The 22,598-nt window shown below is 73.4% G+C and carries 16 protein-coding genes and 1 tRNA gene; 7 read left to right on the top strand and 10 right to left on the bottom strand.

The window, feature by feature from the left end; translation table 11 throughout:
* Nucleotides 1-7: 7 nt before the first annotated feature.
* Nucleotides 8-838 carry an ABC transporter permease gene (locus CSPHI_RS07145; RefSeq protein WP_075692138.1) on the bottom strand — a complete coding sequence of 277 codons (831 nt, stop codon included), beginning with the start codon at nucleotides 836-838 and terminating at the stop codon, nucleotides 8-10.
* Between the two features lie 61 nt (nucleotides 839-899).
* Here CSPHI_RS07145 and CSPHI_RS07140 point away from each other — a divergent pair, with 61 nt between their 5' ends.
* On the top strand, nucleotides 900-1,283 hold the full coding sequence (locus CSPHI_RS07140; RefSeq protein WP_075692137.1) for a hypothetical protein: 384 nt from the start codon (nucleotides 900-902) through the stop codon (nucleotides 1,281-1,283).
* Nucleotides 1,284-1,597: 314 nt separating this feature from the next.
* A complete protein-coding gene (gdhA, locus tag CSPHI_RS07135; protein ID WP_075692136.1) occupies nucleotides 1,598-2,941 on the top strand; it encodes an NADP-specific glutamate dehydrogenase in 1,344 nt (447 codons plus the stop codon).
* A 99-nt stretch (nucleotides 2,942-3,040) separates the two neighbouring features.
* On the opposite strand, the gene CSPHI_RS07130 is transcribed toward gdhA, so the two are convergent.
* The 9 genes from CSPHI_RS07130 to CSPHI_RS07090 form a co-directional block, all read right to left on the bottom strand.
* Nucleotides 3,041-3,331: a hypothetical protein gene (locus CSPHI_RS07130; protein WP_075692135.1), complete on the bottom strand. Its 291-nt coding sequence runs from the start codon at nucleotides 3,329-3,331 to the stop codon at nucleotides 3,041-3,043.
* Nucleotides 3,332-3,502: 171 nt separating this feature from the next.
* The gene (locus CSPHI_RS07125) at nucleotides 3,503-4,255 is read right to left on the bottom strand and encodes an amino acid ABC transporter ATP-binding protein (protein WP_075693863.1); all 753 of its coding nucleotides are present in this window, start codon (nucleotides 4,253-4,255) and stop codon (nucleotides 3,503-3,505) included.
* Nucleotides 4,256-4,296: 41 nt separating this feature from the next.
* The gene (locus CSPHI_RS07120; protein WP_075692134.1) at nucleotides 4,297-5,280 is read right to left on the bottom strand and encodes an amino acid ABC transporter permease; all 984 of its coding nucleotides are present in this window, start codon (nucleotides 5,278-5,280) and stop codon (nucleotides 4,297-4,299) included.
* The gene (locus CSPHI_RS07115; protein ID WP_075692133.1) at nucleotides 5,277-6,176 is read right to left on the bottom strand and encodes an ABC transporter substrate-binding protein; all 900 of its coding nucleotides are present in this window, start codon (nucleotides 6,174-6,176) and stop codon (nucleotides 5,277-5,279) included. Before CSPHI_RS07115 ends, CSPHI_RS07120 begins: the two co-directional genes overlap by 4 nt.
* A gap of 124 nt (nucleotides 6,177-6,300) precedes the next feature.
* A complete protein-coding gene (locus CSPHI_RS07110; protein ID WP_075692132.1) occupies nucleotides 6,301-7,503 on the bottom strand; it encodes an NAD(P)-dependent malic enzyme in 1,203 nt (400 codons plus the stop codon).
* A gap of 82 nt (nucleotides 7,504-7,585) precedes the next feature.
* The gene (locus tag CSPHI_RS12160; protein ID WP_075692131.1) at nucleotides 7,586-8,299 is read right to left on the bottom strand and encodes a hypothetical protein; all 714 of its coding nucleotides are present in this window, start codon (nucleotides 8,297-8,299) and stop codon (nucleotides 7,586-7,588) included.
* A gap of 327 nt (nucleotides 8,300-8,626) precedes the next feature.
* A tRNA-Leu gene (locus CSPHI_RS07100) sits at nucleotides 8,627-8,703 on the bottom strand.
* 36 nt (nucleotides 8,704-8,739) lie between these two features.
* Nucleotides 8,740-9,711, bottom strand: coding sequence for a DUF368 domain-containing protein (locus CSPHI_RS07095; protein WP_075692130.1), 972 nt, complete (start codon nucleotides 9,709-9,711; stop codon nucleotides 8,740-8,742).
* Between the two features lie 76 nt (nucleotides 9,712-9,787).
* The gene (locus CSPHI_RS07090; protein WP_075692129.1) at nucleotides 9,788-10,414 is read right to left on the bottom strand and encodes a TetR/AcrR family transcriptional regulator; all 627 of its coding nucleotides are present in this window, start codon (nucleotides 10,412-10,414) and stop codon (nucleotides 9,788-9,790) included.
* A 420-nt stretch (nucleotides 10,415-10,834) separates the two neighbouring features.
* On the opposite strand from CSPHI_RS07090, the gene polA reads away from it, so the two are divergent.
* The 5 genes from polA (at nucleotide 10,835) to coaE (ending at nucleotide 22,598) form a co-directional block, all read left to right on the top strand.
* Complete coding sequence (polA, locus tag CSPHI_RS07085) at nucleotides 10,835-13,519, top strand: DNA polymerase I (RefSeq protein ID WP_245803283.1); 2,685 nt, start codon at nucleotides 10,835-10,837, stop codon at nucleotides 13,517-13,519.
* A gap of 161 nt (nucleotides 13,520-13,680) precedes the next feature.
* Nucleotides 13,681-16,632, top strand: a complete 2,952-nt coding sequence (locus tag CSPHI_RS07080; protein WP_075692128.1) for a PD-(D/E)XK nuclease family protein — start codon at nucleotides 13,681-13,683, stop codon at nucleotides 16,630-16,632.
* Nucleotides 16,633-16,641: 9 nt separating this feature from the next.
* Entirely contained in the window at nucleotides 16,642-20,160 is a 3,519-nt protein-coding gene (locus tag CSPHI_RS07075) for a UvrD-helicase domain-containing protein (protein WP_075692127.1), read from the top strand.
* Between the two features lie 257 nt (nucleotides 20,161-20,417).
* The gene (gene rpsA / locus CSPHI_RS07070; RefSeq protein ID WP_075692126.1) at nucleotides 20,418-21,866 is read left to right on the top strand and encodes a 30S ribosomal protein S1; all 1,449 of its coding nucleotides are present in this window, start codon (nucleotides 20,418-20,420) and stop codon (nucleotides 21,864-21,866) included.
* Nucleotides 21,867-21,989: 123 nt separating this feature from the next.
* On the top strand, nucleotides 21,990-22,598 hold the full coding sequence (gene coaE, locus CSPHI_RS07065; RefSeq protein ID WP_075692125.1) for a dephospho-CoA kinase: 609 nt from the start codon (nucleotides 21,990-21,992) through the stop codon (nucleotides 22,596-22,598).

Here is a 22,598-nt window from a genome sequence, read left to right as displayed (position 1 = left end):
GGCGCGCTCAGCAGCGCCCGGCGGCGACCAGGTGCATGGTCAGCGTCCCGGCCATCATCGCGGTGGCCAGGATGCCCAGGGCCACGAAGAGCTGCATCACCGCGGCCTCGATGAGCCCGGCGCCGCCGAGGATCATGCCCACGAAGGCGCCCGGGATGGACACCAGGCCGATGGTGCGGATGGAGTCCACCGCGGGCATCATCTGCGCCAGGGCGGCCTCGCGGAGCACCATCAGCCGGGCCCGGCGCATCTCGAAGCCCAGGGCGAGGGCCGCCTCGACCTCCCCGTGCCGCTGGTGCAGCTCATCATGGCAGCGCCGGCCCACCAGGGAGGTCTGGGTCATCCCGTTGCCGATGAAGATGCCCGCCACCGGGATGATCGCGATGCCCCGCAGGGGCACCACCCCGGCGGCGAGGAGGGCCAGGGTGAGCCCCACCGGGAAGGCGGCCACCGGCAGCAGCATCCAGGCGACGCGGCGGGCGCGGTGCGCCATCCCGGCCGGGCCCGGACCGCCGTCGCCGTCGCCGGCGTCGTCGCCCTCGCCGCCGCGCCGGTCCCGGGGGTCGCCGCGGCGGGTGCGGCCGACCCTGCCATCGGAGGTGCGCGCGGCCACCCAGGACATCACGCACAGGAACAGCGCCACCGCCCACAGCCGATCCACGATCAGGGTGAGCAGCCCGGCGAGCACCGCCAGCTGCACCGTGGCGCGCAGCGCGGCGACCGGCACCGGCCAGGGCGGTCGCCGGCCCACGTCGCGCATCGCGCCGGCGGCGATGATGACCAGCAGCGCCAGCGCGAGCGCCAGCGGCGGGCCGATGGCCACGAGCGTCGAGGTCATGGGCAGATGATACGTCGCTCCCCCTAGCCGCGGGACGGTTTTTGAGGGTACCCTCACCGCCATGACCGCGATCACGTTCAACGTCCTCGTGCTCCCCGATGAGGTGGAGCAGCTCACCGACGCGTTCCGGGCCCGGCTCGACGAGCTCATCGCCGAGGGCCGGCTCGGCTCGGCGACCATCGACGTCGATTCCGCCCCGGAGGATCCGCAGCTGCGCGAGCAGTTCGAGCGGCAGCACCCCGGCCACGGCGTGGGGGAGCGGGTGGAGCGCCGCTGGATCCTCGGCCTGGAGGGGGTGGTCGGCTCCCTCAACGCCACCGCGATGAACCTGTCCAAGCTGCTCACCCCGGAGGCGGAGCTGCCCCCGGACCCGGTGTACCGGCAGTTCGACGATCTCCTGGAGGCCGTCTCCGAGTACCCCTGGTTCCTCGCCATCGAGCCCTGAGCCGGCCCGGGCGGACGGGGGGAGCGGCCCGGGGCGGGGGATGCCCCCGCCGCCGGCGAATAGGGTGACCTCGGTCACTTATCGGGCCGGCCTAGGGGTCCATGAGCCGCCGATCGGCACAGCTCACCTGGCCACCGGACCATGCGCATTTGATCAAGAAAGCAAGGTTAACCTAAGGTTAACGGCCGGTGGTCTTTCACCCGCCGCCGTCGGCGTGAGAGTATGAGGAACGCACAGCGTTCCCGCCCCGGGCCAAACGTCGGCCCGCCGGACACTCGCGTCGGGTACGGGCGGGACAAATGAAAGGTGAGCACTTGAACGTCGAAGAGAAGGTGTCGGACTTCTATCAGCAGGTACTGCGACGCAACGCCGGGGAGCCGGAGTTCCACCAGGCCGTCTCCGAGGTCCTGGATTCCCTCAAGGTGGTCCTGGAGAAGGACCCGCACTACGCCGACCAGGGCCTCATCCAGCGGCTCTGCGAGCCCGAGCGGCAGCTGATCTTCCGCGTGCCCTGGGTCGACGACCAGGGCGTGGTCCAGGTCAACCGGGGCTTCCGGGTGCAGTTCAACTCGGTGCTCGGCCCCTACAAGGGCGGCCTGCGCTTCCACCCCTCGGTGAACCTGGGCATCATCAAGTTCCTCGGCTTCGAGCAGATCTTCAAGAACTCCCTCACCGGCCTGCCCATCGGCGGCGGCAAGGGCGGCTCCGACTTCGATCCCAAGGGCAAGTCCGAGCTGGAGATCATGCGCTTCTGCCAGTCCTTCATGACCGAGCTGCACCGCCACATCGGCGAGTACCGCGACGTTCCCGCCGGCGACATCGGCGTCGGCGGCCGCGAGATCGGCTACATGTTCGGCCAGTACCGGCGGCTGGCCAACCAGCACGAGTCCGGGGTCCTCACCGGCAAGGGCCTCACCTGGGGCGGTTCCCTGGTGCGCACCGAGGCCACCGGCTACGGCGTGGTCTACTTCGCCAGCAAGATGCTCGAGGCCCACGGCGAGTCCTTCGACGGCGCCAAGGTGATCGTCTCCGGCTCCGGCAACGTCGCCATCTACGCCATCGAGAAGGCCCAGCAGCTCGGCGCCACCGTGGTCGGCTTCTCCGACTCCTCCGGCTACGTGTCCACCCCCAACGGCGTGGACGTGGAGCTGCTCAAGGACGTCAAGGAGGTCCGCCGGGCGCGGGTCGCCGAGTACGTCGCCGCCGCCGAGGGCGCCGAGTTCCACGAGGGCGGCAACATCTGGGAGCTCGCCGCGGACGTGGCGCTGCCCTGCGCCACCCAGAACGAGCTCAACGGCGAGGACGCCAAGGTGCTCGCCGCCAACGGCGTGCGCTACGTCGCGGAGGGCGCGAACATGCCCTCCACCCCGGAGGCCGTGGAGGTCTTCCGGGAGAAGGGCGTCAACTTCGCCCCGGGCAAGGCCGCCAACGCCGGCGGCGTGGCCACCTCCGCCCTGGAGATGCAGCAGAACGCCACCCGCGACTCATGGTCCTTCGAGTACACCGACGAGCGGCTGCAGAAGATCATGGAGAACATCTTCACCACCTGCGCCTCCACCGCCGCCACCTACGATCACGAGGGCGACTACGTGATCGGCGCGAACATCGCCGGCTTCAAGAAGGTCGCCAACGCGATGCTCGCCCAGGGGATCGTCTAGCCCCGCGCGCGACCCCCGCACGCCAACGCCCCCGCCCGCCGGTTGCCCGGCGGGCGGGGGCGTCCCCGTGGCGGCCCGGGCCCGGCCCGGGCGTCCCGTCTAGTGCTCGTCGTAGTGGTCGCCGTGCGCGGCGTGCCGGTGCCCGTCGTGCAGGTAGTCCACGTGATCGCCATGGGGCACCGCGACATGGCCGCAGCCCTCGCCGTGCACGTGATCGCCGTGATCCTCGGCGACGACATGGCCCTCGGGCTCGCATTCGGCCCAGCCGCCCTCGACGCGGCGGTGCACGTGGCCGTCATGGGCGTAGTCGACGTGGTCGCCGTGCGGGAAGGACACGTGGCCGCAGCCGGCGCCGTGCTCGTGCTCGTGGGACCGGTGGATGGTGCTCATGGGTGCTCCTCGGATCGCGTGCCCCGGGCTCCGCGGCCCGGGTGCCGGGCGCGGCCGGGGCGATCCCGGCGGGGCGTATCCGTCCAGGCTACGCCCGCCGGCCCGCGAACCCCGCCCCGGCGGATCCGCCCGGTCGCCGCAGCCGGCCGGGGGAGCGGGGCGGGGCGGGGCCTAGAACAGGGTGGAGATGAACGCCCGGGTGCGCTCGTTCTCCGGCTCCACCAGCACCTGCTCCGGGGGCCCGGACTCCACCACCGCGCCCTCGGCCATGAACACCACCTGGTCGGCGACCTCCCGGGCGAAGGACAGCTCGTGGGTGACCACGATCATGGTCATGCCGTCATCGGCCAGGCCCCGCATCACGGTGAGCACCTCGCCGACCAGCTCCGGGTCCAGCGCCGAGGTCGGCTCGTCGAAGAGCATCAGCTTCGGGTGCATCGCCAGCGCCCGGGCGATGGCCACCCGCTGCTGTTGGCCGCCGGAGATCTGCGCCGGGTAGGCGTCGGCCTTGTGCGCGAGGCCCACCTGGTGCAGCAGCTCCATGCCCAGCTCCGAGGCGTCGCCGGGATCCATGCCCTTGACGTGCACCGGGGCCTCGATCACGTTGCCCAGCACGGTGCGGTGCGGGAACAGGTTGAAGCTCTGGAAGACCATGCCGATGTCCGCGCGCTGCCGCGCGGCGTCGCGCTCGGAGATCTCGTGCAGCACCCCGTCGCGCTCCCGGTAGCCGATCAGCTCCCCGTCGACGTAGAGCCGGCCGGCGGTGATCTTCTCCAGGTGGTTGACGCAGCGCAGCAGCGTCGACTTGCCGGAGCCGGAGGGGCCCACCAGGCAGGTCACGCTGCCGGTGGGCACGGTCAGGTCGATGCCGCGCAGCACCTCCAGCCGGCCGAAGCTCTTGCGCACCTTCTTCGCCTCCACCATCGGCTTGGCGGTGCGGGGGCGCCGGTGGGCGGGTCGGGCGGTCATCGCGGATCCTCCTCGGTGAAGCGCCGCTCGCCGTGGTCGACGACGCGGGCGTTGGACGGCGGCACCCCCTCGGCATCGGCGAGCGCGGCCAGCTGCCGCGCCGTCAGCTGCCGGGAGGCGCCGCGGGCGAAGTACTTCTCCAGGTAGTGCTGGCCCACCATGAGCACCGAGGTGATGGCCAGGTACCAGGTGGCCGCCACCAGCAGCAGCGGCACCGGCAGGAAGAGCTCGTTGGCGATGTCCGTGGCCCGGCCGTAGAGCTCCATGGTGTAGGACACCGCGATCACCAGGGAGGTGGTCTTCAGCAGGGAGATGAACTCGTTGCCGGTCGGCGGGATGATGATCCGCATCGCCTGCGGCAGCACCACCCGGCGGATGGTCTGCGACCAGCTCATGCCCAGCGCCTTGGAGGCCTCGGTCTGGCCCTCCGGCACCGCCTCGATCCCGGCCCGGACGATCTCGGCCATGTACGCCGCCTCGTTCATGGCCAGCCCGATCACGGCCAGCCAGAAGGTGTTGGTGAGGAAGTCCTCCAGGTCCAGGGTGAAGGAGCCGGCGCCCACCGTGGAGTAGATCGTGGACAGCAGCCCCCAGAACACCAGCTGCACGTAGATCGGGGTGCCCCGGAAGATCCACAGGTACAGCCAAGCCACCGAGGACAGCACCGGGTTCGGCGACATCCGCAGCACCGCCAGCAGCGCCCCGCCGACCACGCCGAAGAACATGGCCAGCACGGTCAGCGCCAGGGTGCGCGCCGCGGCGGCGGCGATCCGGGTGTCCAGCAGGTAGGCGAAGTAGACGTCCCAGCGGTAGGCGTCCCGGTTGGCGGCGTCGACGACGAAGGCGACGAGGGCGGCCAGCAGGAGCACCGCGGCCAGCCAGCGGCCCGGGTGCGGCAGCGGCCGGGCCCGGATCACCTGCTTCAGCTCCGCCTCGGTCGCCTCCCGGCGGGGGCTCCTGGTGCCGATGGTCTCGCTCACGGGATCTCCTCTCCATTGATCCGGGCCGCGTCCACGGCACCGTCGGCGAGCCCCCAGATCTCGCAGATCCGCCGGTAGTCGCCGCTGTCGATGAGGTGCTGCAGGGCGGCGGCCAGCACCGGGGCCAGCTCCGAGCCCTTGGGCACCGGCCAACCGTACATCGCGCCATCGTGGATGTCCCCGGCGAACTCCAGCTTGCCCTCGGCGCGCTTGACCGCCCACGCGGTCACCGGGGAATCCGCGGACAGCGCATCGGCGCGGCCGAGCACCACCGCGGTGGCGGCGGTGCCGGAGTCCGGGTAGGACAGCTTCTCCACCGGGGGCAGGCCCCGGCGGGCGCAGGAGGCGTCCGCGGCGGGCACGTCGTCGGTGTCGGAGACGGTGCCGCGCTGCACCGCCACCTTCATGCCGCAGGCGTCCTCGGGGGTCACCGCGGACCCGGGCTGGCGGGCCCACTGCAGCCCGGCCTCCAGGTAGTCGACGAAATCGTAGGTGGCCCGGCGCTCCTCGTTGTCGGTGAACCCGGAGGCGCCGAAGTCCAGGGTGCCCCCGGAGATCGAGGGCAGGATGAGGGAGAAGTCCTGCTCCTGCACCACCAGCCGCACCCCGACCACGTCGGCGATGGCCTGGGCCAGGTCGATGTCGAAGCCGATGATCTCGCCGGCGGAGTCCTTGAACTCGGCGGGCGCGAAGGGCGGGTTGGTGCCGATCACCAGCTCCCCGGACTCGCGGATCCCCTCGGGCAGCAGCGCGGCGATCTCGGGCACCTCCGCCGGGCGCACCGGCGCCCAGTCCGGGGGCCGGCCGCCCTCCTCGTTGGTCACGCAGCCGCCGGCGGCGAGCGCCGACAGCGCGAGGACGGCCGCGGCCAGCGCGCCGCGGATGCGATTGCTCATGGGCGGGATGTTACCCCCACCGGGGGAGCGCCCCGGGCCCGCTGCGCGGACACCCCCATCCGGGGCGGGACCGGGGGCGCCGGCTCGGGCCGGGGGCCGGCGCGGGCCGTGCGGACGCCCGGGGCTAGTCCTTCGCGCGGGTGGCCCGGCGGGCCCCGGAGAAGCGGTCGTTGCGGGCGGCGACCTCCACCGCGGCGGTCACCGCGGGGGCGACCCGCGGGTCCAGGGCGGAGGGGATCACCTGGTCCGGGGCCAGGTCCGCGGCGGCGACCTCGGCGATCGCCCGCGCCGCGGCGAGCTTCATGTTCCGGGTGATGTGCTTGGCCCCGGCGCCGAGGGCCCCCTTGAAGATGCCCGGGAAGGCGAGCACGTTGTTGATCTGGTTGGGGTAGTCCGAGCGCCCGGTGGCCACCACCGAGCCATGCCGCAGCGCGATCTCCTGCGGGATCTCGGGGGAGGGGTTGGCCAGGGAGAACAGGATCGGGCCCTCGGCCATCGCGGCGACGTCGTCCTCGCCGAGGTGGCCGGCGCTGACCCCGATGAAGGTGTCCGCCCCGGCGAGGGCTACCCGGATGTCCCCGGTGAGCCCCCGCGGGTTGGTCATCCCGGCGATGTCCCGCTTGACCTCGTTCAGCGGCTCCCGGCCCGGGTGGATGATCCCGCGGGAGTCGCAGACCACCACGTCGGCGACCCCGGCGTCGAGCAGCATCCGGGTGGTGGCCACCCCGGCCGCGCCCGCCCCGGAGATCACCACCCGCAGGTCCTTGAGCTCCCGGCCGGTGAGCTTGCAGGCGTTGCGCAGCCCGGCGAGGATCACGATCGCGGTGCCGTGCTGGTCATCGTGGAACACCGGGATGTCCAGCATCTCGTCCAGGCGGCGCTCGATCTCGAAGCAGCGCGGGGCGGAGATGTCCTCCAGGTTGATCCCGCCGAAGGAGGGCGCCAGGCGGGCGATGGTGGCCACCAGCTCATCGGGATCGGTGGTGTCCAGGGCCAGCGGGATCGCGTTGATCCCGGCGAAGCGGCCGAAGAGCTGCGCCTTGCCCTCCATCACCGGCAGCCCCGCGCGGGGCCCGATGTCGCCGAGCCCGAGCACCGCGGTGCCGTCGGTGATCACCGCGACGTTGCCCCCGGTCCAGGTGTACTTGCGGGCCAGCGCCGGGTCATCGTGGATCGCCTCGCAGACCTGGGCCACGCCCGGGGTGTAGGCGATGGACAGGTCCCGCGGGGAGTCCAGGGGCAGCGTGGAGGCGGTGATCAGCTTCCCGCCCTCGTGGGCGCGGAAGATCTCCTCGTCCGTGATGGCCCCGACCTTCTCCGTGTCCATGTTCGCTCCGATCCCCGCCTGCGGCGCCGGATTTCGGCGCTGGTGGCGTACATTTCTCGCTGGCGCCATCGTAGCGGGCCGGTCAGCCGCCGACGCCCGGGATTGGCACATCGCCGATACCGGGCACCCAGCCCGGCAGCGGCGGCACCCCGGGGATGGCGGGCGGCGGCGGGTTGCCGCCCGGCGGGGGCGGCGGCGGGGCCGGCGGGGGCGGGGGCGCCGGCTGCGGTTCCGGGGCCGGCGGCGGCGCCTCCTCCTCGATCGCCCCGTCGACCGGAGCCGGCTCCTCCGGGACGGCGGTCTCCTCGGTGGTCTCCTCGGTGGTCTCCTCGGTGGTGGCGCTGGTGCTGCCGCGCGGGGTGCGGTCCGCCGGCTCCTCGGCGGGGGTGCGGTTGGCCGGGGCCGGGGCGGCCCCGCCGGCACCTGGGTCGGGCAGGCTCATCGCCAGGGCGCCGCCGGCGATGAGCAGGGCGCCGGAGATCGGGATGATGAACCGCCAGCGCCGGTCGAGCACCGCCGCCGGGGCGTCCGGGTCGATCGCGGCGCGGCGCTCCCGGCGCCGGTGCCGCAGCCACCACAGCCCCGGCAGCGCGATCCCCGCGGCGAGCAGCGCCGCGGGCCGGGCGGCGGCCGACCCGTGCCGGAGGAGCAGCACCAGGGCCACCACCACGGCGAGGACCACGGCGGTCCAGGCGAGCCGGCGGCGGGTGGGGCTGACCCGGTCGCGCAGCACGCCGATCCCGGGCGGCGGCAGCGGGATCGGCCGGCGGTCGGGCTCCAGGCTGTGCTTGCCCACGGCAGGTTCCTCCTCCTCGGCGGGGTTTCGCCGGTGTCCAGGGTAATCGGGCGCGGCGCCCCGCGGGCCGGGTTCCGCCGCCCCGTCGGCGTCCCCGGGTAGTGCGGGCCGGGCCGATCCAGGGGATATCCCGGACGCGGTGCGGGGAACCGCCACCAGAAGGCCGGTGATTCCCAGTCAGATAGCGTGGCGCTATCGGCCCATAGTCAAAATCGAGAAATGGGTTCACCCGGGGGAATCCCGCGATTCATCCGCGCCTGAGGGGAGCGCCCCGGCCGCCACAGGATCGGGCGGACCCCCGATCGGCGATGCCGATCGGGGGTCCGGTGGTGCCCCAGGTGGGACTCGAACCCACACTGGACGGGTTTTGAATCCGTTGCCTCTGCCGATTGGGCTACTGGGGCCGGCCCGGGCGCGAGCCGCCCGGGATGAGCGGAATCCTACCCGGCGTGCGCGGCGCCGGTGAAACGCCGCTGCGCCCAGGCGACCACCGCGACCACCGCCGCGCCCAGGGCGAACAGCGCCAGCGCGGCCGGCCAGTCCGCCCCGGGCGCCCGCATCGCCCCGTCGACGGCCTGCCAGGGCCATAGCGCGCGCAGCGAGCCCAGCAGCAGCCCGGCCATCGCGGCCAGGGTCAGCCCGTGGTGCCGGGCCAGCATCCACTCCAGGAAGCGCACGAAGGCGACGATGCCGGTGAGCGCGCCGAGGGCGAACACCGCGAGATAGCCGAGATCCCGGTCCGCGACGGCGCCCATGGTGGGCGCGTAGAGGCCCACCACGAGCAGGAAGAAGGAGCCGGAGACCCCGGGCAGCACCAGGGCGCACACCGCCACCGCGGCGGCGGCGAAGACCGCGACGAGGCCGGGCTCGTGGGCGGCGGCCTTGGGCATCGAGGTCAGCGCGAACAGGCCGAGGGCGAACAGCGCGAACACCACGGCCGCGCGCGCCCGCAGCCCGGGCCGATCCAGCTCCCCGGGCCGGATCTCCTGCAGCGGGATGGCGATGGAGGCGGCGATCATCCCGGAGAACAGCGCCCGGGAGGCGGTGGGGTGATCGGTGACGAAGGACTCCATGGTGCCGGCCACGGAGAAGACCATCGCGACCATGCCCAGGCCCACCGGCAGCAGCAGCCACCAGTCGATCCGGCGCAGCGCCGCGGCGGCCTCACCACGGGCGATGGCCCGGGGCAGCCGGGTGATCGCGGTGGCCGAGGAGATCAGCCGCTCGTAGATGCCGGTGATGAGCGCCAGGGTCCCCCCGGAGACCCCGGGGATGGACTCGGCGATGCCGATGAGCGCGCCGCGGGCGATGTTCGCCACCGCGGCGGCGGGCGTGGGGGCGGGGAAGGGCGGGCCGCCGTCCGGGGTGACCGGGGCCCGGGCCGCGTCGGGGGCGGTGTCGTTGGTGTTCATCGTCGGGGATGCTACCCGAGTCCGCGTCCGCCGCCGATCCCCCGGAGCGCGCCGCGCCGGCGGCGTCGGGGTCGGCCTAGTCCGCGGCCGGGGCGGCGTCGGTGAGCGCCCCGATGGGCGAGGCGATCACGTTCTGGATGTGCGCGCCGTAGGAGTCCACCGCCGCGGGGCCCTCGATCGGGATGCCCCGGGTGTAGTTGATGAGCACCGTGCACAGGCCGGTGTACATGGCCAGCGCGTACTGGCAGCGCTGCTCGGCGTCATCGTCGTCGACGACGCCCGGGGCCTCCTCCCGGATCCGGTCGAAGAGGGCGCCGCCGATGGTCTCCTGGAACTTGTCCGTCACGGTGCGCACCGCGGCCTGGCTGCCGGCGGTGGCCATCAGCAGGGCGATGAGCGAGGCGGTGCCGGAGCGTTCGCCGTTGATCGCGTCATCGGCCAGGGAGCGCCCGATGTCGTCGAAGTCGGCGTCGCAGATGACATCGCGCATCGGGGAGAAGTCGATCAGGTTCTCCAGCAGCCCCTCCTTCGTGCGGAAGTACTTGATGATGAGCGGGGCGCTGACGCCGGCCTCGTCCGCGATCTCTTTCAGCGAAATCTTCGAGAAGGGCTTCCGGGTGAAGTACTCGGACGCGACGCTGATGATCCGCGCACGGGTATCCGCCGAACTGGGCCGACGATGCCGTGGGGGATTGCTGTTCATACCCCTAAATATACGGATCGATTTTCCCGGTTCCGCAAGTGGCGCGACGCCCAGGGGGGCATCGGTTCGGGGCGCCGAACTCCCCCGGCGTGTTTCGCGAATGTTACGTCGGGGCCGTCACCAGGTCACGAGCGGTTCGCCCGGTCATCCCCGGCGGCCCGGCGCCGCACCATCGCCGCCCCCGCGACCGGGGGTATACGCCCGGGGGGATCCGTGTCCCCAGGTCGCGCGATATCCGGCGATCCGAGCATGGTCGACGCCGCGGGAACAGGGCAGGCTCCCCTGGGGCAACCCCGCATGGGGTGCGCGGGCGGCGCGCCGGGGTCGCCGCGCGTGCGCCCGGGGCGGGTCTCGGCCGGCGGCGGCCGGGGTCCGGCGGGCGGGGCCGCGGCGACCCCGCCCGGCCCTACACTGGGGGCCATGAAGCGAACCCTCATGCTCGTCGACGGTCACTCCATGGCCTTCCGCGCCTTCTACGCGCTGCCCGCGGACAACTTCTCCACCACCGGCGGGCAGTGCACGAACGCGGTCTACGGCTTCCTGTCCATGCTGTCCTCGCTCATCGCCGAGGAGAAGCCCACCCATGTCGCGGTCGCCTTCGACGTCTCCCGGAAGACCTTCCGCTCGGAGATGTTCCCCGAGTACAAGGCGCAGCGGGAGAAGGCCCCGGAGGAGTTCCGCGGCCAGGTGCCGCTCATCCAGGAGGTGCTCTCCGCGATGGGCATCGTCACCATCGAGAAGGACAACTACGAGGCCGACGACATCATCGCCACCCTGGCCACCCGCGCCGAACCGGAGGGCTTCGAGACCCTCATCGTCACCGGGGACCGGGATTCGCTGCAGCTGGTCGACGAGTCCACCACGGTGCTCTACCCGATGCGCGGGGTGTCCAACCTGCACCGCTTCACCCCGGAGGCGGTGCAGGAGAAGTACGGGCTCACCCCCACGCAGTACCCGGATTTCGCGGCGCTGCGCGGGGACCCCTCCGACAACCTGCCCGGGATCCCCGGAGTGGGGGAGAAGACCGCCACGAAGTGGATCGTGCAGTACGGCTCCCTGCCGGAGCTCATCGCCCGGGCTGAGGAGATCCGCGGCAAGGCGGGGGAGAACTTCCGGGACCGGCTCGACGCGGTGGAGATGAACCGCCGGCTCACCGAGATGGTCAAGGACCTCGACTTGCCCTTCGGCCCGGAGGAGCTGGAGCTGCGGCCGGCCGACGCCCAGGGCATCGCCGACTTCTTCGACCGCCTGGAGTTCGGCTCCTCGCTGCGGGACCGGGTGCTGGCCACCCTGCGCGCCGATGCCGCGGGCCTGGCGGAGTCCCCGGCGGCCGCCGAGGCCACCGAATTCTCCGAACTGCGGCCGGCCGACGGCACCCTCGGCGACTGGCTGGCCGGCCGGGCCGCCCCCGCGGCGCTGGACCTGCGCGAGGGCCGGCTGGCGATCGCCGCCCGCGGCGCCGCCGGCGCGGAGGACGCCGATGCGGTGGCCGTCGCGGTGCTCGACCTCGCCGATCTCGACCCGCGCGATGAGGCGGCGCTGGCGGCGTGGCTGGCGGACCCGGCGGCGCCGAAGGCCGCCCATGACGCGAAGACCATGATGCACGCCCTGTGGGCCGGCCCCGATCTGGAGCTGGCCGGGGTGGTGCACGACACCTTCCTCGCCGCCTACCTGCTGCGGCCCAGCCAGCGCAGCTACGAGCTCGACGATGTGCTGCAGCGGCATCTGCAGCGCGGCCTGGACGCGGGCGGCGAGGCCGGGCAGCTCACCCTGCTCGACGAGGAGCCGCCGGCCGGGGAGCGCGCCGCCGCGGTGCTGGACCTGGTCGCCGCCCTCTCCGCGGAGCTCGACGAGGCCGGGCTGTACCCGGTCTACGCCGATATCGAGGTGCCCCTGGCGCCGGTGCTGGCCCGGATGGAGCGGGTCGGCATCGCCGTGGACCTCGCGGCCCTGGAGGAGCTGCGCGCCGATTTCGCGGAGCAGACCGCCGGCGCCGAGGCCTCCGCCCGGGAGCTGGTGGACCGCCCCGAGCTCAACCTCGGCTCCCCGAAGCAGCTCCAGGAGGTGCTCTTCGACCAGCTGGGCATGCCGAAGACGAAGCGGACCAAGACCGGCTACTCCACCGCCGCCCGGGAGCTGGAGAACCTGGCGAAGAAGTCCCCGCACCCCTTCCTGGAGCAGGTGCTGCTCTTCCGCGAGTTCCAGAAGATGAAGTCCACCGTGGAGGGGCTCATCAAGGCCGTCGCCGAGGACGGCCGGATCCACACCACCTTCAACCAGGCGGTCGCCGCCACCGGCCGGCTGTCCTCCACGGAGCCGAACCTGCAGAACATCCCGGTGCGCACCGATTTCGGCCGCCGAATCCGGGCCGCCTTCACCGTCGGCGAGGGCTACGCCGCCCTGGTCACCGCCGACTACTCCCAGATCGAGATGCGGGTGATGGCGCACCTCTCCGGCGACGCCGGGCTCATCGAGGCCTACCGGGAGGGGGAGGACCTGCACAACTACGTCGGCTCGAAGGTGTTCGGGGTGCCCATCGACGGGGTCACCCCGGAGCTGCGCCGCCGGGTGAAGGCGATGAGCTACGGGCTGGCCTACGGGCTGTCCGCCTTCGGCCTGTCCCAGCAGCTGGACATCCCCGCCGGGGAGGCCAAGGAGCTGATGGAGGAGTACTTCGAGCGCTTCGGCGGGGTGCGCGCCTACCTCGACGCGGTGGTGGAGCGCGCCCGCGGCGACGGCTACACCGCCACCCTCTACGACCGGCGCCGCTACCTGCCGGACCTCAACTCCCCGAACCGGGTGGCCCGGGAGAACGCCGAGCGCGCCGCGCTGAACTCGCCCATCCAGGGCACCGCCGCGGACATCATCAAGGTGGCCATGCTGCGCGTGGACGACGCCCTGGCCCACGGCGGCCCCGACGGTGCCCCGATGGCCTCCCGGGTGCTGCTGCAGGTGCATGACGAGCTGGTGGTGGAGGTCGCCGAGGGCGAGGAGGAGGCCGTGGCCGATCTGCTGCGCCGGGAGATGGACGCCGCGATCGAGCTGCGGGTGCCCCTGGAGGTCTCCGTGGGCGTGGGCGGCAACTGGGACGCCGCCGCGCACTGAGCCGGATGCCGGTCCGGCCCCCGCCCGGGACGGGCGGGGACCGGGGCCCGATCGGAGGGGTGTTCGAGTCCGGGGGATTTTTCCCCGCCCCCGCGTCCGGTGGCTGTGCCATCCTTTTGACGACGAGGGGATGCGCCGGCCGCCCCCGGAGAGGACCGACGATGACCACCACCCTGGACGGCTACCCGGGGCTGCTCGAGGCGATCGACGACCTGCGCGGCGGGGACCCGCTGCACCCGGTGACCGTGCTCGCGCCCTCCCCGGCGGCGAGCCGGGACATCCGGCGGGCCCTGGCGCGCGCGGGCGGCAGCGCCGCGGTGGAGGTGGTGCCGATCACCGCCCACCTCGCCGAGCAGCGCCTGGCCGGACTGCACCCGCTGCGCCCGGCCGGCCGGGACGCCATCGACGCAGCGGTGCTCGCCGTGCTCGCCGAGGACCCGGGTGCGCTGGCCTACGCCGCCGACCAGGAGGGCACCGTGGACGCGGTCTCCCGGGCGCTGCGCGGGGTCCGGCACCTCGGCGATGCCGAACTGGAGGGGATCGCCGCCACCGAATCCGGTGCGCTGCACGCCGAGATCCTTGCCCTGGCGCTGCGCGCCCGCCGCAGACTGCGCGCCGAGGGCCTGGTCGAGGGCCCTGAGCTCGATGAGGCAGTGCTGCACCGGATGCGCGACGCCGGCGACGTGATTCTCCTCGGCGGCTTCCCGGACACCCGGGTCGCCGAGCTGCTCCACGACCGGCTCGCCGAACTGGCCAACGTCCGGGTGCTCCCGGTCGCCCCGGAGCCGGCGGAGCCGGCCCTGGCCCATGTCGGCCTGCTGCACGCCTCCGATGCGGAGGAGGAGGTCACCGCGGTGGTGCGCCGGGTGGTGGACCTGCTCGCCGAGGGCGTGCCCGGGCACGAGATCGCGGTCGCGCACCCCGGCGGGATCTACCCGAACCTGCTCTTCCCCGCCTTCGCCCGCGCCGGGGTCGCGGTCAACGGCACCGCCACCCACGGCGTGGCCGACTCCGTGGCGGCCCGCGGCCTGCTGCTCCTGCTCGACGAGGATCCGGCGGCGATCCGGCGGGAGGCGGTGCTCGACGGGCTCTCCTCCGGGGCGCTGGCCGCCGTGGAACGCGACGGGACCCGGGTGCCGGCGTTCCACGCCGAACGGCTCACCCGGGACATCTTCCCGGTCACCGACGGCGGCGGCTGGGGGGTGCTGGACGTCACCGCCGCCGATGCCGCCGCGGCCCGGGCCACCGTGATGGGCGTGCCGGAGGTCACCGACCGTGACGAGGTCACCGCCGCGCGCGCCCGGGCGCTGCTCGCCTGGGTCCGGGACCTCTCCGCCGCCCTGGCCGCGGTGCACGACGCGATGGGCTCCTGGGCGGATCTCGCCGAGGCCCTGGTCGTCCTCATCGAGGGGTTCCTGCCGAAATCCGCCGACCGCGGGGTGCTCGCGGCCTGCGCGGCCGCACTGGGCTCCGGGGTTCCCGGCGCCCCGCCGGCCGGCGCCACCCCGCGGACCCTGCTGGTCCGCCGGCTGCCGGTCACCGCACCGGTCGGCCAGGCCGGGGCGGGCGTGCGGGTGGAGCTCTACCGGGACGCGTGCGGCCGCCGGGTGCGCCACCTGTTCGCCCTCGGCTGCGCGGAGGGCATCCTGCCCCCGCTGCACCGGGAGGACCCGACCCTGCCGGATGTGGTGACCGGGGACTCCCCGGCGGGCCGGCAGCGCCGGCTGCGCCGGGTGTTCCACGCCGCGCTCGCCGCCGCGGAGCAGGTGACCTGCTCGCTGCCGCGCGGGGATCTGCGCTCCACGATGGTCTACCGGCCCAGCCGGTGGCTCGCCGCGCGGGTGGAGCGGATCCTGGACGATGCCGGGCTCGCCGGCCGGGACCCGATGGGGGTCTCCGGCATCCCGGGCCTCGACGCCGCCCGATCCTTCGCCACCGCCCTGCTCGAGGAGGCCCCGGCGACCCGGCAACAGCTCTGGTTGGGCGTGGCGGCCCAGGCGAGCCCGGGGATCATCGCGGAACCGCGGCGGCCCGAGGCCGCCGCCTACCGGGGGCGCCTGCCGGAGCGGATCGCGGACCGCCTGGCCACGGCGGCCACGATCCAGCGGGATCGGCTGCGGGGTGTGCCGAGCAGCGTCAACTGCGCGACCGACCGGGATCCCGGGGTGCTGGCGAAGGTGCTCTCGGCGAGCCGGCTGGAGGAGTACATCGCCCAGCCCTTCCTCTACTTCATCGGGAAGGTGCTCGGCGCCGAGGTGCTCGACCACCCGGCCGATGCCGAGGAGATCGACGCCCTCGGCAAGGGCAGCCTGGTGCACGCCATCCTGGAGGACTGGACCAACCGCCGGATCGCGGATCGGGTCGGCGCCCCCGACGCCGATGCCTGGGCCGATGCGCTGGAGGCGATCGCCGGGGAGCACCTCGATGCCCACGACAGCGCCGGCTACCTGCCCAACCTGTGGCGGCGGACCCGGGAGCAGATCATTTCCGCGGCCCGTGCCTTCGGCCGGCTCGACGCCCACGAATCCGCCTTCGGCTGGCGCCCCATCGCCGCGGAGCTCACCTTCGGCGGGGCGGCCGGCCCCGAAGTGCGGCTCGACGTCGGCGAGGACCCGCCCTTCCGCTTCCGCGGCAGCATAGACCGGGTCGACGTCAACGAGATCACCGGCCAATACCGGGTCACCGACTACAAGACCGGCAGGGGCTCCGGTTACGCGGGCGTCACCCCGGAGACGCCGACCGCCGACGGCACCCGGCTGCAGCTGGGCATCTACGGGCTCGCGATGCGCGCCATTTACGGTCCGGCGGAGACGCTCGGCCGGTACCTCTTCGTGGAGCTGCTCGACCCGGAGGCCAGGGCGCCGGGCACTCCGGGGGAGGAGCAGTCCCGAGAGGTTCCCGCCGATGCCGCGATCGCCCGCCTCACCCAGGACCTCGAGCGTCTGCACCCGCAGCTGCGCGCGGGCTGGTTCCCGCCGCCGACGGAGATCCCGCCGTACCTGGCCGATGACCCGGCGGTGATCCGGCTGGGCGGGGGTCTGCTTGCCGCGGAGGGCCGGCGCATCGCGGAGCATCTGCGGGCCAAGGACGACGAAGAGACCGGACGGGAATAGGAGCAGCAGATGAGCGAGCACGGGACCACCCCCGCCGGGGCACTCGCCGATGCCGGGGAACGCGAGCTGATCGCCGCCGGCACCGGCCACACCCTCTTCGTGGAGGCCGGCGCCGGCACCGGGAAGACGCACAGCATGGTGCAGCGGCTGCGGACCCTGATCATCGACGACGGGATCCCGGTGGAGTCTATTGCGGCGATCACCTTCACGGAGAAGGCCGCCGCGGAGATGCGCGCCCGGATCCGCGGGATGCTGGAGCAGGAGGCCGCCGACCTGGGCGGAGCCGACCCGGCGAAGGCAGAGCGGCTGGGCGCCGCCCTCGACGGCCTCGACGGCGCCGCCATCGAGACCCTGCACCGCTTCGCCCGCCGGATCATCTCCCTGTACCCGCTGGCGGCGAGGGTGCCGCCGCGGGTGGAGATCCTCGCCGACATCGGCCAGGACGTGGCCGCGGAGCGGGGGTGGGCGGATTTCCGGGCCCGGCTGTTTCCCGCGGAGACCCCCGAGGACGATGCTGATCGCACCCTCGCCGAGGCCGCCGCGATCCTCGTGGAGCACGGCATCGAGGTCGACGACATCCGGGCGGTCCGCGCCGGCATCGACGAGAATTACCACCTCGCCGACCCCGACCCGGAGTTGCCCGACCTGGACGCGACCCCGTGGGCGGAGCTACGCCGGGTGATCGCCGACGCCCGGGACCTCGGCGCCCGCGGCATCGCCGGGGCGCCGACCGGGGACCCGCTGCTGGCGCTGATCCGGGACTGCACCCGCTTCGCCGACGAGCTTGCCGAGGCCGTCGCTGACACCGGTCCCGGAGATCGCGCCTGGGCGTCGATCCGGCTGCCCAATGACGGCCGCTCGGTGCACCGGATCAGCAAGGCGGACGCCTGGAAGGGCGCCCGGATGGACGGGGCGCCGGTGAAGATCACCGATTTGCGCAAGGAACTCAGCGGCATCTTCGACGGCTACCGGGCGGTGGTCGGCGACCGGCTGAGCCGCTGCGCGGAGGCGATCGCCCTGGCCGCCGGCGCCGATGCGCTGGCGGCGGCTGCGGAGCGCCGCCGTACCGGGCGACTGACCTTCCACGATCTGCTGGTGATCGCCGAGGAGCTCACCCGGGATCCGGAGGTGCGCGACGCGCTGCATGGGCGGTTCCGGATGATCCTGCTCGACGAGTTCCAGGACACCGACCCGCTGCAGTGGCGGCTGGCCCGCAACATCGCCACCGGGGCGCATGACCGGGTCCAGGATGGGCACCTGTTCACCGTCGGCGACCCCAAGCAGTCCATCTACCGCTTCCGGCGGGCGGACATCTCCACCTACCTGGCGGCCCGGGATGACACCGCCGCCGCGGGAGAGGAGGTCGCGGTGAACCTGCGCACCAACTTCCGCTCCACCCCGGCGGTGATCGACTGGGTCAACGCCGTGTTCTCCGGCTACCTGCGGGAACGGAACCTCCCCGACGGCCGGCGGATCCAGGCTGGCTACGTCCCTCTGACCCCGCGACCGGATCTCCGGCGGATCGGCGACGCGGATCCGCGCCGCGGGCGGGCGCTGGTCTTCGGCCCGCCGCGACAGGAGCCCGGCGAGGCCCCCCGTGACGTCGACTTCGCCGCGGAGGCCGCCGACATTGCCGAGCTCATTCACGGCGCGGTCGCCGACCGTTGGCCGGTGACCACCCGTGAGGGCGGCCGGATCGGCAGCCGTCCGGTGACCTACGCGGACATCCTGGTGCTCACCCCCACCGCCCACGCCGCGGAGCGAATCATGGACGCGCTCGGCACCCGGGGCATCGAATACCGCTCCTCGACCTCCTCGGTGGTCTACCGCGCCCCGGAGGTGCTCTCCCTGATCAACGTGATGCGCGCGATCGCGGATCCGACCGACGCCGTGGCCTGCGTCGCGGCGCTGCGCTCCCCGCTGTTCGGCTGCTCCGACGCCGATCTGCTGGAGCACCGCCTTAGCGGGGGCGGCTGGCGGATCGACGTCCCGCCCGCGTCGCCGGACGGGGATTCGGCGGACCGGGGCATGGTCGGGGAGGGGCTGGCCTGGCTGCACGGGCTGCACTCCCGCCGTACCGGGCTGCGCCCGGCCGATGCGCTGGAGGCGGTGGTGGAGGAGCGGCTCGGCTACGCGGTGTGGTCCGCCGCCCGCAACCGGGAGGACCGCTGGCGCCGGATCCGCTTCGTCGTGGAGCAGGCCCGGCAGTGGTACGAGGCCACCGGCGGCACCCTCCGGGAGTACTGCGACTGGGTTGACGCCCAGTCCACGGATCGGGCCCGGATCAACGAGGCGATCGTCCCGGAGCTCGGCGTCGACGCGGTGCGGCTGATGACCATCCACGCGGCCAAGGGCCTGGAGGCGCCCTTCGTGATCGTCGCCGGGCTCGGCCGCGGCCTGCGCACCGACCCGGACCCGGTGCTCGTCGACGCCGGCGGCGGGCTGCACGCCCGGTTCCGCAAGGACTTGCAGACCGAGGGCTACGCCGCCCTCCAGGAGGAGGAGCGTGCCCAGCTCGAGGCGGAGCGGGCCCGGCTCTGGTACGTCGCGGCCACTCGCGCGGAATCGGTGCTCGCGGTGTCCGGGCACGTCTCCTGGAACAAGAGCGGTGCGGTGAGCGGCCGCTGCCGCGGCGCGGACTTCCTCGCCGCGATCCTCGACGCCGAGGCGGACGGGGCGCCGGGCTGCACCCCGCGGACGGTGCCCGAGATTCTTGCCGACCAGGCCACCCCGGAGCAGATCGCCGCCGCCGAGGAGCCGGCGCAGGCGAGCCCGGCGCGGCCCGACCCGATGTCCACGGAGGAGTTCGAGCGGCGGATGGCCGCCGCCCGCGCCAGCGCCGAGATCCCGGGGCTGGCCTCGGTGACCGGGCTGCTGGACGAGGGGCGGCTGCGCTTCGAGGGGGAATCCGCCGCGGCGGTCGCCGCCACCGCGGTCGGCGCCGCCGCCGGGGCGGCCCTGGGCGACGTCGTCGGCGCGGCCGGCACCCCTGCCCCGGTACCGGAGCCGGTGGCCCCGCCGGCGGTCGGGTACGCCGACCACGGCCCGGTCTTCGGTGACGCGATGCACGCCTTCCTGGAGCACTCCGATCTCGACGCGGATACCGCCGAGGACGGCGCCTGGGCGGCCGCGGCCCGGGCCCACGCGCGCGCCGCGGGCCTGGGCGATGCCGACGCCTTCGTCGCCCGGGCCCGCTCCGCGTTGGAATCGGCCCCGGTGCGCGCCGCCGCGGCCGCGCCCCGGCACTGGCGGGAGATGCACCTCACCGGGGTCACCGCCGGTGCGGACGGGGCGGCGCAGCCGGTGTTCGGCATCGCCGACCTGGTGTGGGAGGACGACTCCGGGCTGCTGCACATCATCGATTACAAGACCGACGTGACCATCGGGGAGGAGGAGCTGGCCCGGTACTTCGCGCAGTTGGGGACCTACGCCGGGCTGCTGGAGGACGCCACCGGCCGGCGAGTCGCCGATCTCTGCCTGGTGGTGCTGCGCGACGGGCCCGCGGAGGTGCGCATCAGGGCCCGCTGAGCACCCCCGGCACCGGCGCCCGCGCCCCTCCCGTCACAGCGGTCACAGCCCTGGTCGTGGCGGGGTTGCGGGGTGGCCGGGGGTATTTGCCGCACCGGCGCCGCGGGGGTAGGGTATCCGGCACGTGTGCGCGCACGTCCGGTTTCGCGATCCCGTCGGAGCATCCGCCGAAGCTGCCCGCCGTCCGCCGAGCCGAGCCTGGCGCGCATGCGCACCCTGTCCGTTTTCGATTCCAACCGCTTCGGAGCACATCGCATATGCCCACCTCCAACACCCCTCAGGTCGCCATCAACGACATTGGCACCGCTGAGGATTTCCTCGCCGCCGTCGACGCCACGATCAAGTACTTCAACGATGGGGACATCGTCGAGGGCACCGTCGTCAAGGTCGACCGCGACGAGGTCCTGCTCGACATCGGCTACAAGACCGAGGGCGTCATCCCCTCCCGCGAGCTGTCCATCAAGCACGATGTCGACCCCGACGAGGTGGTCGAGGTCGGTGACGAGATCGACGCCCTGGTCCTCACGAAGGAGGACAAGGAGGGTCGGCTGATCCTGTCCAAGAAGCGCGCCCAGTACGAGCGCGCCTGGGGCACCATCGAGGACCTCAAGGAGAAGGACGAGCCGGTCACCGGCACCGTCATCGAGGTCGTCAAGGGCGGCCTCATCCTGGACATCGGCCTGCGCGGCTTCCTGCCGGCCTCCCTGGTGGAGATGCGCCGGGTCCGCGATCTGCAGCCCTACATCGGCCAGGAGCTCGAGGCGAAGATCATCGAGCTGGACAAGAACCGCAACAACGTGGTGCTCTCCCGCCGGGCCTGGCTGGAGCAGACCCAGTCCGAGGTGCGCTCCGAGTTCCTGCACCAGCTGCAGAAGGGCCAGGTCCGCAAGGGCGTCGTGTCCTCCATCGTCAACTTCGGCGCCTTCGTGGATCTCGGCGGGGTCGACGGCCTGGTGCACGTCTCCGAGCTGTCCTGGAAGCACATCGACCACCCGTCCGAGGTCGTCGCGGTCGGCGACGAGGTCACCGTCGAGGTGCTCGAGGTCGACCTCAACCGCGAGCGCGTCTCCCTGTCGCTGAAGGCGACCCAGGAGGACCCGTGGCGCGTGTTCGCCCGCACCCACGCGATCGGCCAGATCGTGCCGGGCAAGGTCACCAAGCTGGTGCCCTTCGGCGCCTTCGTCCGGGTCGAGGAGGGCATCGAGGGCCTGGTGCACATCTCCGAGCTGGCCGAGCGGCACGTCGACGTGCCGGACCAGATCGTCAGCGTCGGCGAGGAGGTCATGGTCAAGGTCATCGACATCGACCTGGAGCGCCGCCGGATCTCGCTGTCCCTGAAGCAGGCCGACGAGGACTACACCGAGGAGTTCGACCCCACCAAGTACGGCATGGGCGACTCCTACGACGAGCAGGGCAACTACATCTTCCCGGAGGGCTTCGACCCGGAGACCAACGAGTGGATGGAGGGCTACGAGACCCAGCGCGCCGAGTGGGAGGCCCGCTACGCGGAGGCGGAGCGGCACCACCAGCTGCACACCGCCCAGATCGAGCGGCACCGCGCGCAGGCCGCCGAGGCGGCCTCCGCCCCGGCGAACTACAGCTCCGGCGCCGCCACCGCGGCCACCGAGGCCCCCGCCGAGTCCGGCGGCACCCTCGCCTCCGACGAGCAGCTCGCCGCGCTGCGCGAGAAGCTGGCCGGCAACTAGCCGCGCCGCCGCGCACCCGCGCACCGGGCCGCGCCCCCTCCCGCCTCGGCGGGGCGGGGCGCGGCCCCTTTTTTCCGCGTGCCCGCCCCGCGCGGCCGCCGCGCCCCGGTTAGGCTGGCCGGCATGCTGACAGTGGGATTGACCGGCGGGATGGGCAGCGGCAAGTCCTCGGTGAGCGCGCGGCTGCGCGAGCACGGGGCCCGGGTGGTGGACGCCGACGCGATCGCCCGGGAGGTGGTCGCCCCCGGCGAGCCCGCCCTGGCGGAGCTGGCCGAGGCCTTCGGCGCGGACGTGATCGCCGCCGACGGCACCCTGGACCGGGCGCTGCTGGCCCGCCGCGCCTTCGCCGATGACGCCTCCCGGCGCCGGCTCAACGCGATCACCCATCCGCGGATCGCGGCCCGCACCGCGGAGTTGTTCGCCCTGGCCCGGCCGGGGGAGGTGCTGGTGCACGATATGCCGCTGCTCATCGAGAACGGCCTGGCCGGGGATCATGATCTGGTCGTGGTGGTGCACGCCCCGGAGGAGATCCGGGTGCGCCGGCTGGTGGAGTCGCGCGGGGTGGACGCCGCCGATGCGCGGCGCCGGATCGCCGCGCAGATCGACGACGCCACCCGGCTGGCCGCCGCCGATGTGGTGCTGGACAACTCCGGCACCCGGGAGGAGCTGGTGGAGCAGGTGGATCGGCTGTGGCGGGGGCGGCTGGCCCCGGAGGCGGCGAAACGCGCCTGA

Source organism: Corynebacterium sphenisci DSM 44792 (genome assembly GCF_001941505.1).
In the GTDB taxonomy this organism is placed as follows: Bacteria; Actinomycetota; Actinomycetes; order Mycobacteriales; family Mycobacteriaceae; genus Corynebacterium; species Corynebacterium sphenisci.
This window is presented reverse-complemented; position numbering and strand designations above follow the sequence as displayed.

Excerpts from the sequence above, each read along its gene's own strand:
- CSPHI_RS07145 (WP_075692138.1), bottom strand. The coding sequence starts at position 838 with ATGACCTCGACGCTCGTGGCCATCGGCCCGCCGCTGGCGCTCGCGCTG.
- CSPHI_RS07140 (WP_075692137.1), top strand. The coding sequence starts at position 900 with ATGACCGCGATCACGTTCAACGTCCTCGTGCTCCCCGATGAGGTGGAG.
- CSPHI_RS07130 (WP_075692135.1), bottom strand. The coding sequence starts at position 3,331 with ATGAGCACCATCCACCGGTCCCACGAGCACGAGCACGGCGCCGGCTGC.
- CSPHI_RS07125 (WP_075693863.1), bottom strand. The coding sequence starts at position 4,255 with ATGGTGGAGGCGAAGAAGGTGCGCAAGAGCTTCGGCCGGCTGGAGGTG.
- CSPHI_RS07115 (WP_075692133.1), bottom strand. The coding sequence starts at position 6,176 with ATGAGCAATCGCATCCGCGGCGCGCTGGCCGCGGCCGTCCTCGCGCTG.
- CSPHI_RS07110 (WP_075692132.1), bottom strand. The coding sequence starts at position 7,503 with ATGGACACGGAGAAGGTCGGGGCCATCACGGACGAGGAGATCTTCCGC.
- CSPHI_RS07095 (WP_075692130.1), bottom strand. The coding sequence starts at position 9,711 with ATGAACACCAACGACACCGCCCCCGACGCGGCCCGGGCCCCGGTCACC.
- CSPHI_RS07090 (WP_075692129.1), bottom strand. The coding sequence starts at position 10,414 with ATGAACAGCAATCCCCCACGGCATCGTCGGCCCAGTTCGGCGGATACC.
- polA (WP_245803283.1), top strand. The coding sequence starts at position 10,835 with ATGAAGCGAACCCTCATGCTCGTCGACGGTCACTCCATGGCCTTCCGC.
- CSPHI_RS07080 (WP_075692128.1), top strand. The coding sequence starts at position 13,681 with ATGACCACCACCCTGGACGGCTACCCGGGGCTGCTCGAGGCGATCGAC.
- CSPHI_RS07075 (WP_075692127.1), top strand. The coding sequence starts at position 16,642 with ATGAGCGAGCACGGGACCACCCCCGCCGGGGCACTCGCCGATGCCGGG.
- rpsA (WP_075692126.1), top strand. The coding sequence starts at position 20,418 with ATGCCCACCTCCAACACCCCTCAGGTCGCCATCAACGACATTGGCACC.
- coaE (WP_075692125.1), top strand. The coding sequence starts at position 21,990 with ATGCTGACAGTGGGATTGACCGGCGGGATGGGCAGCGGCAAGTCCTCG.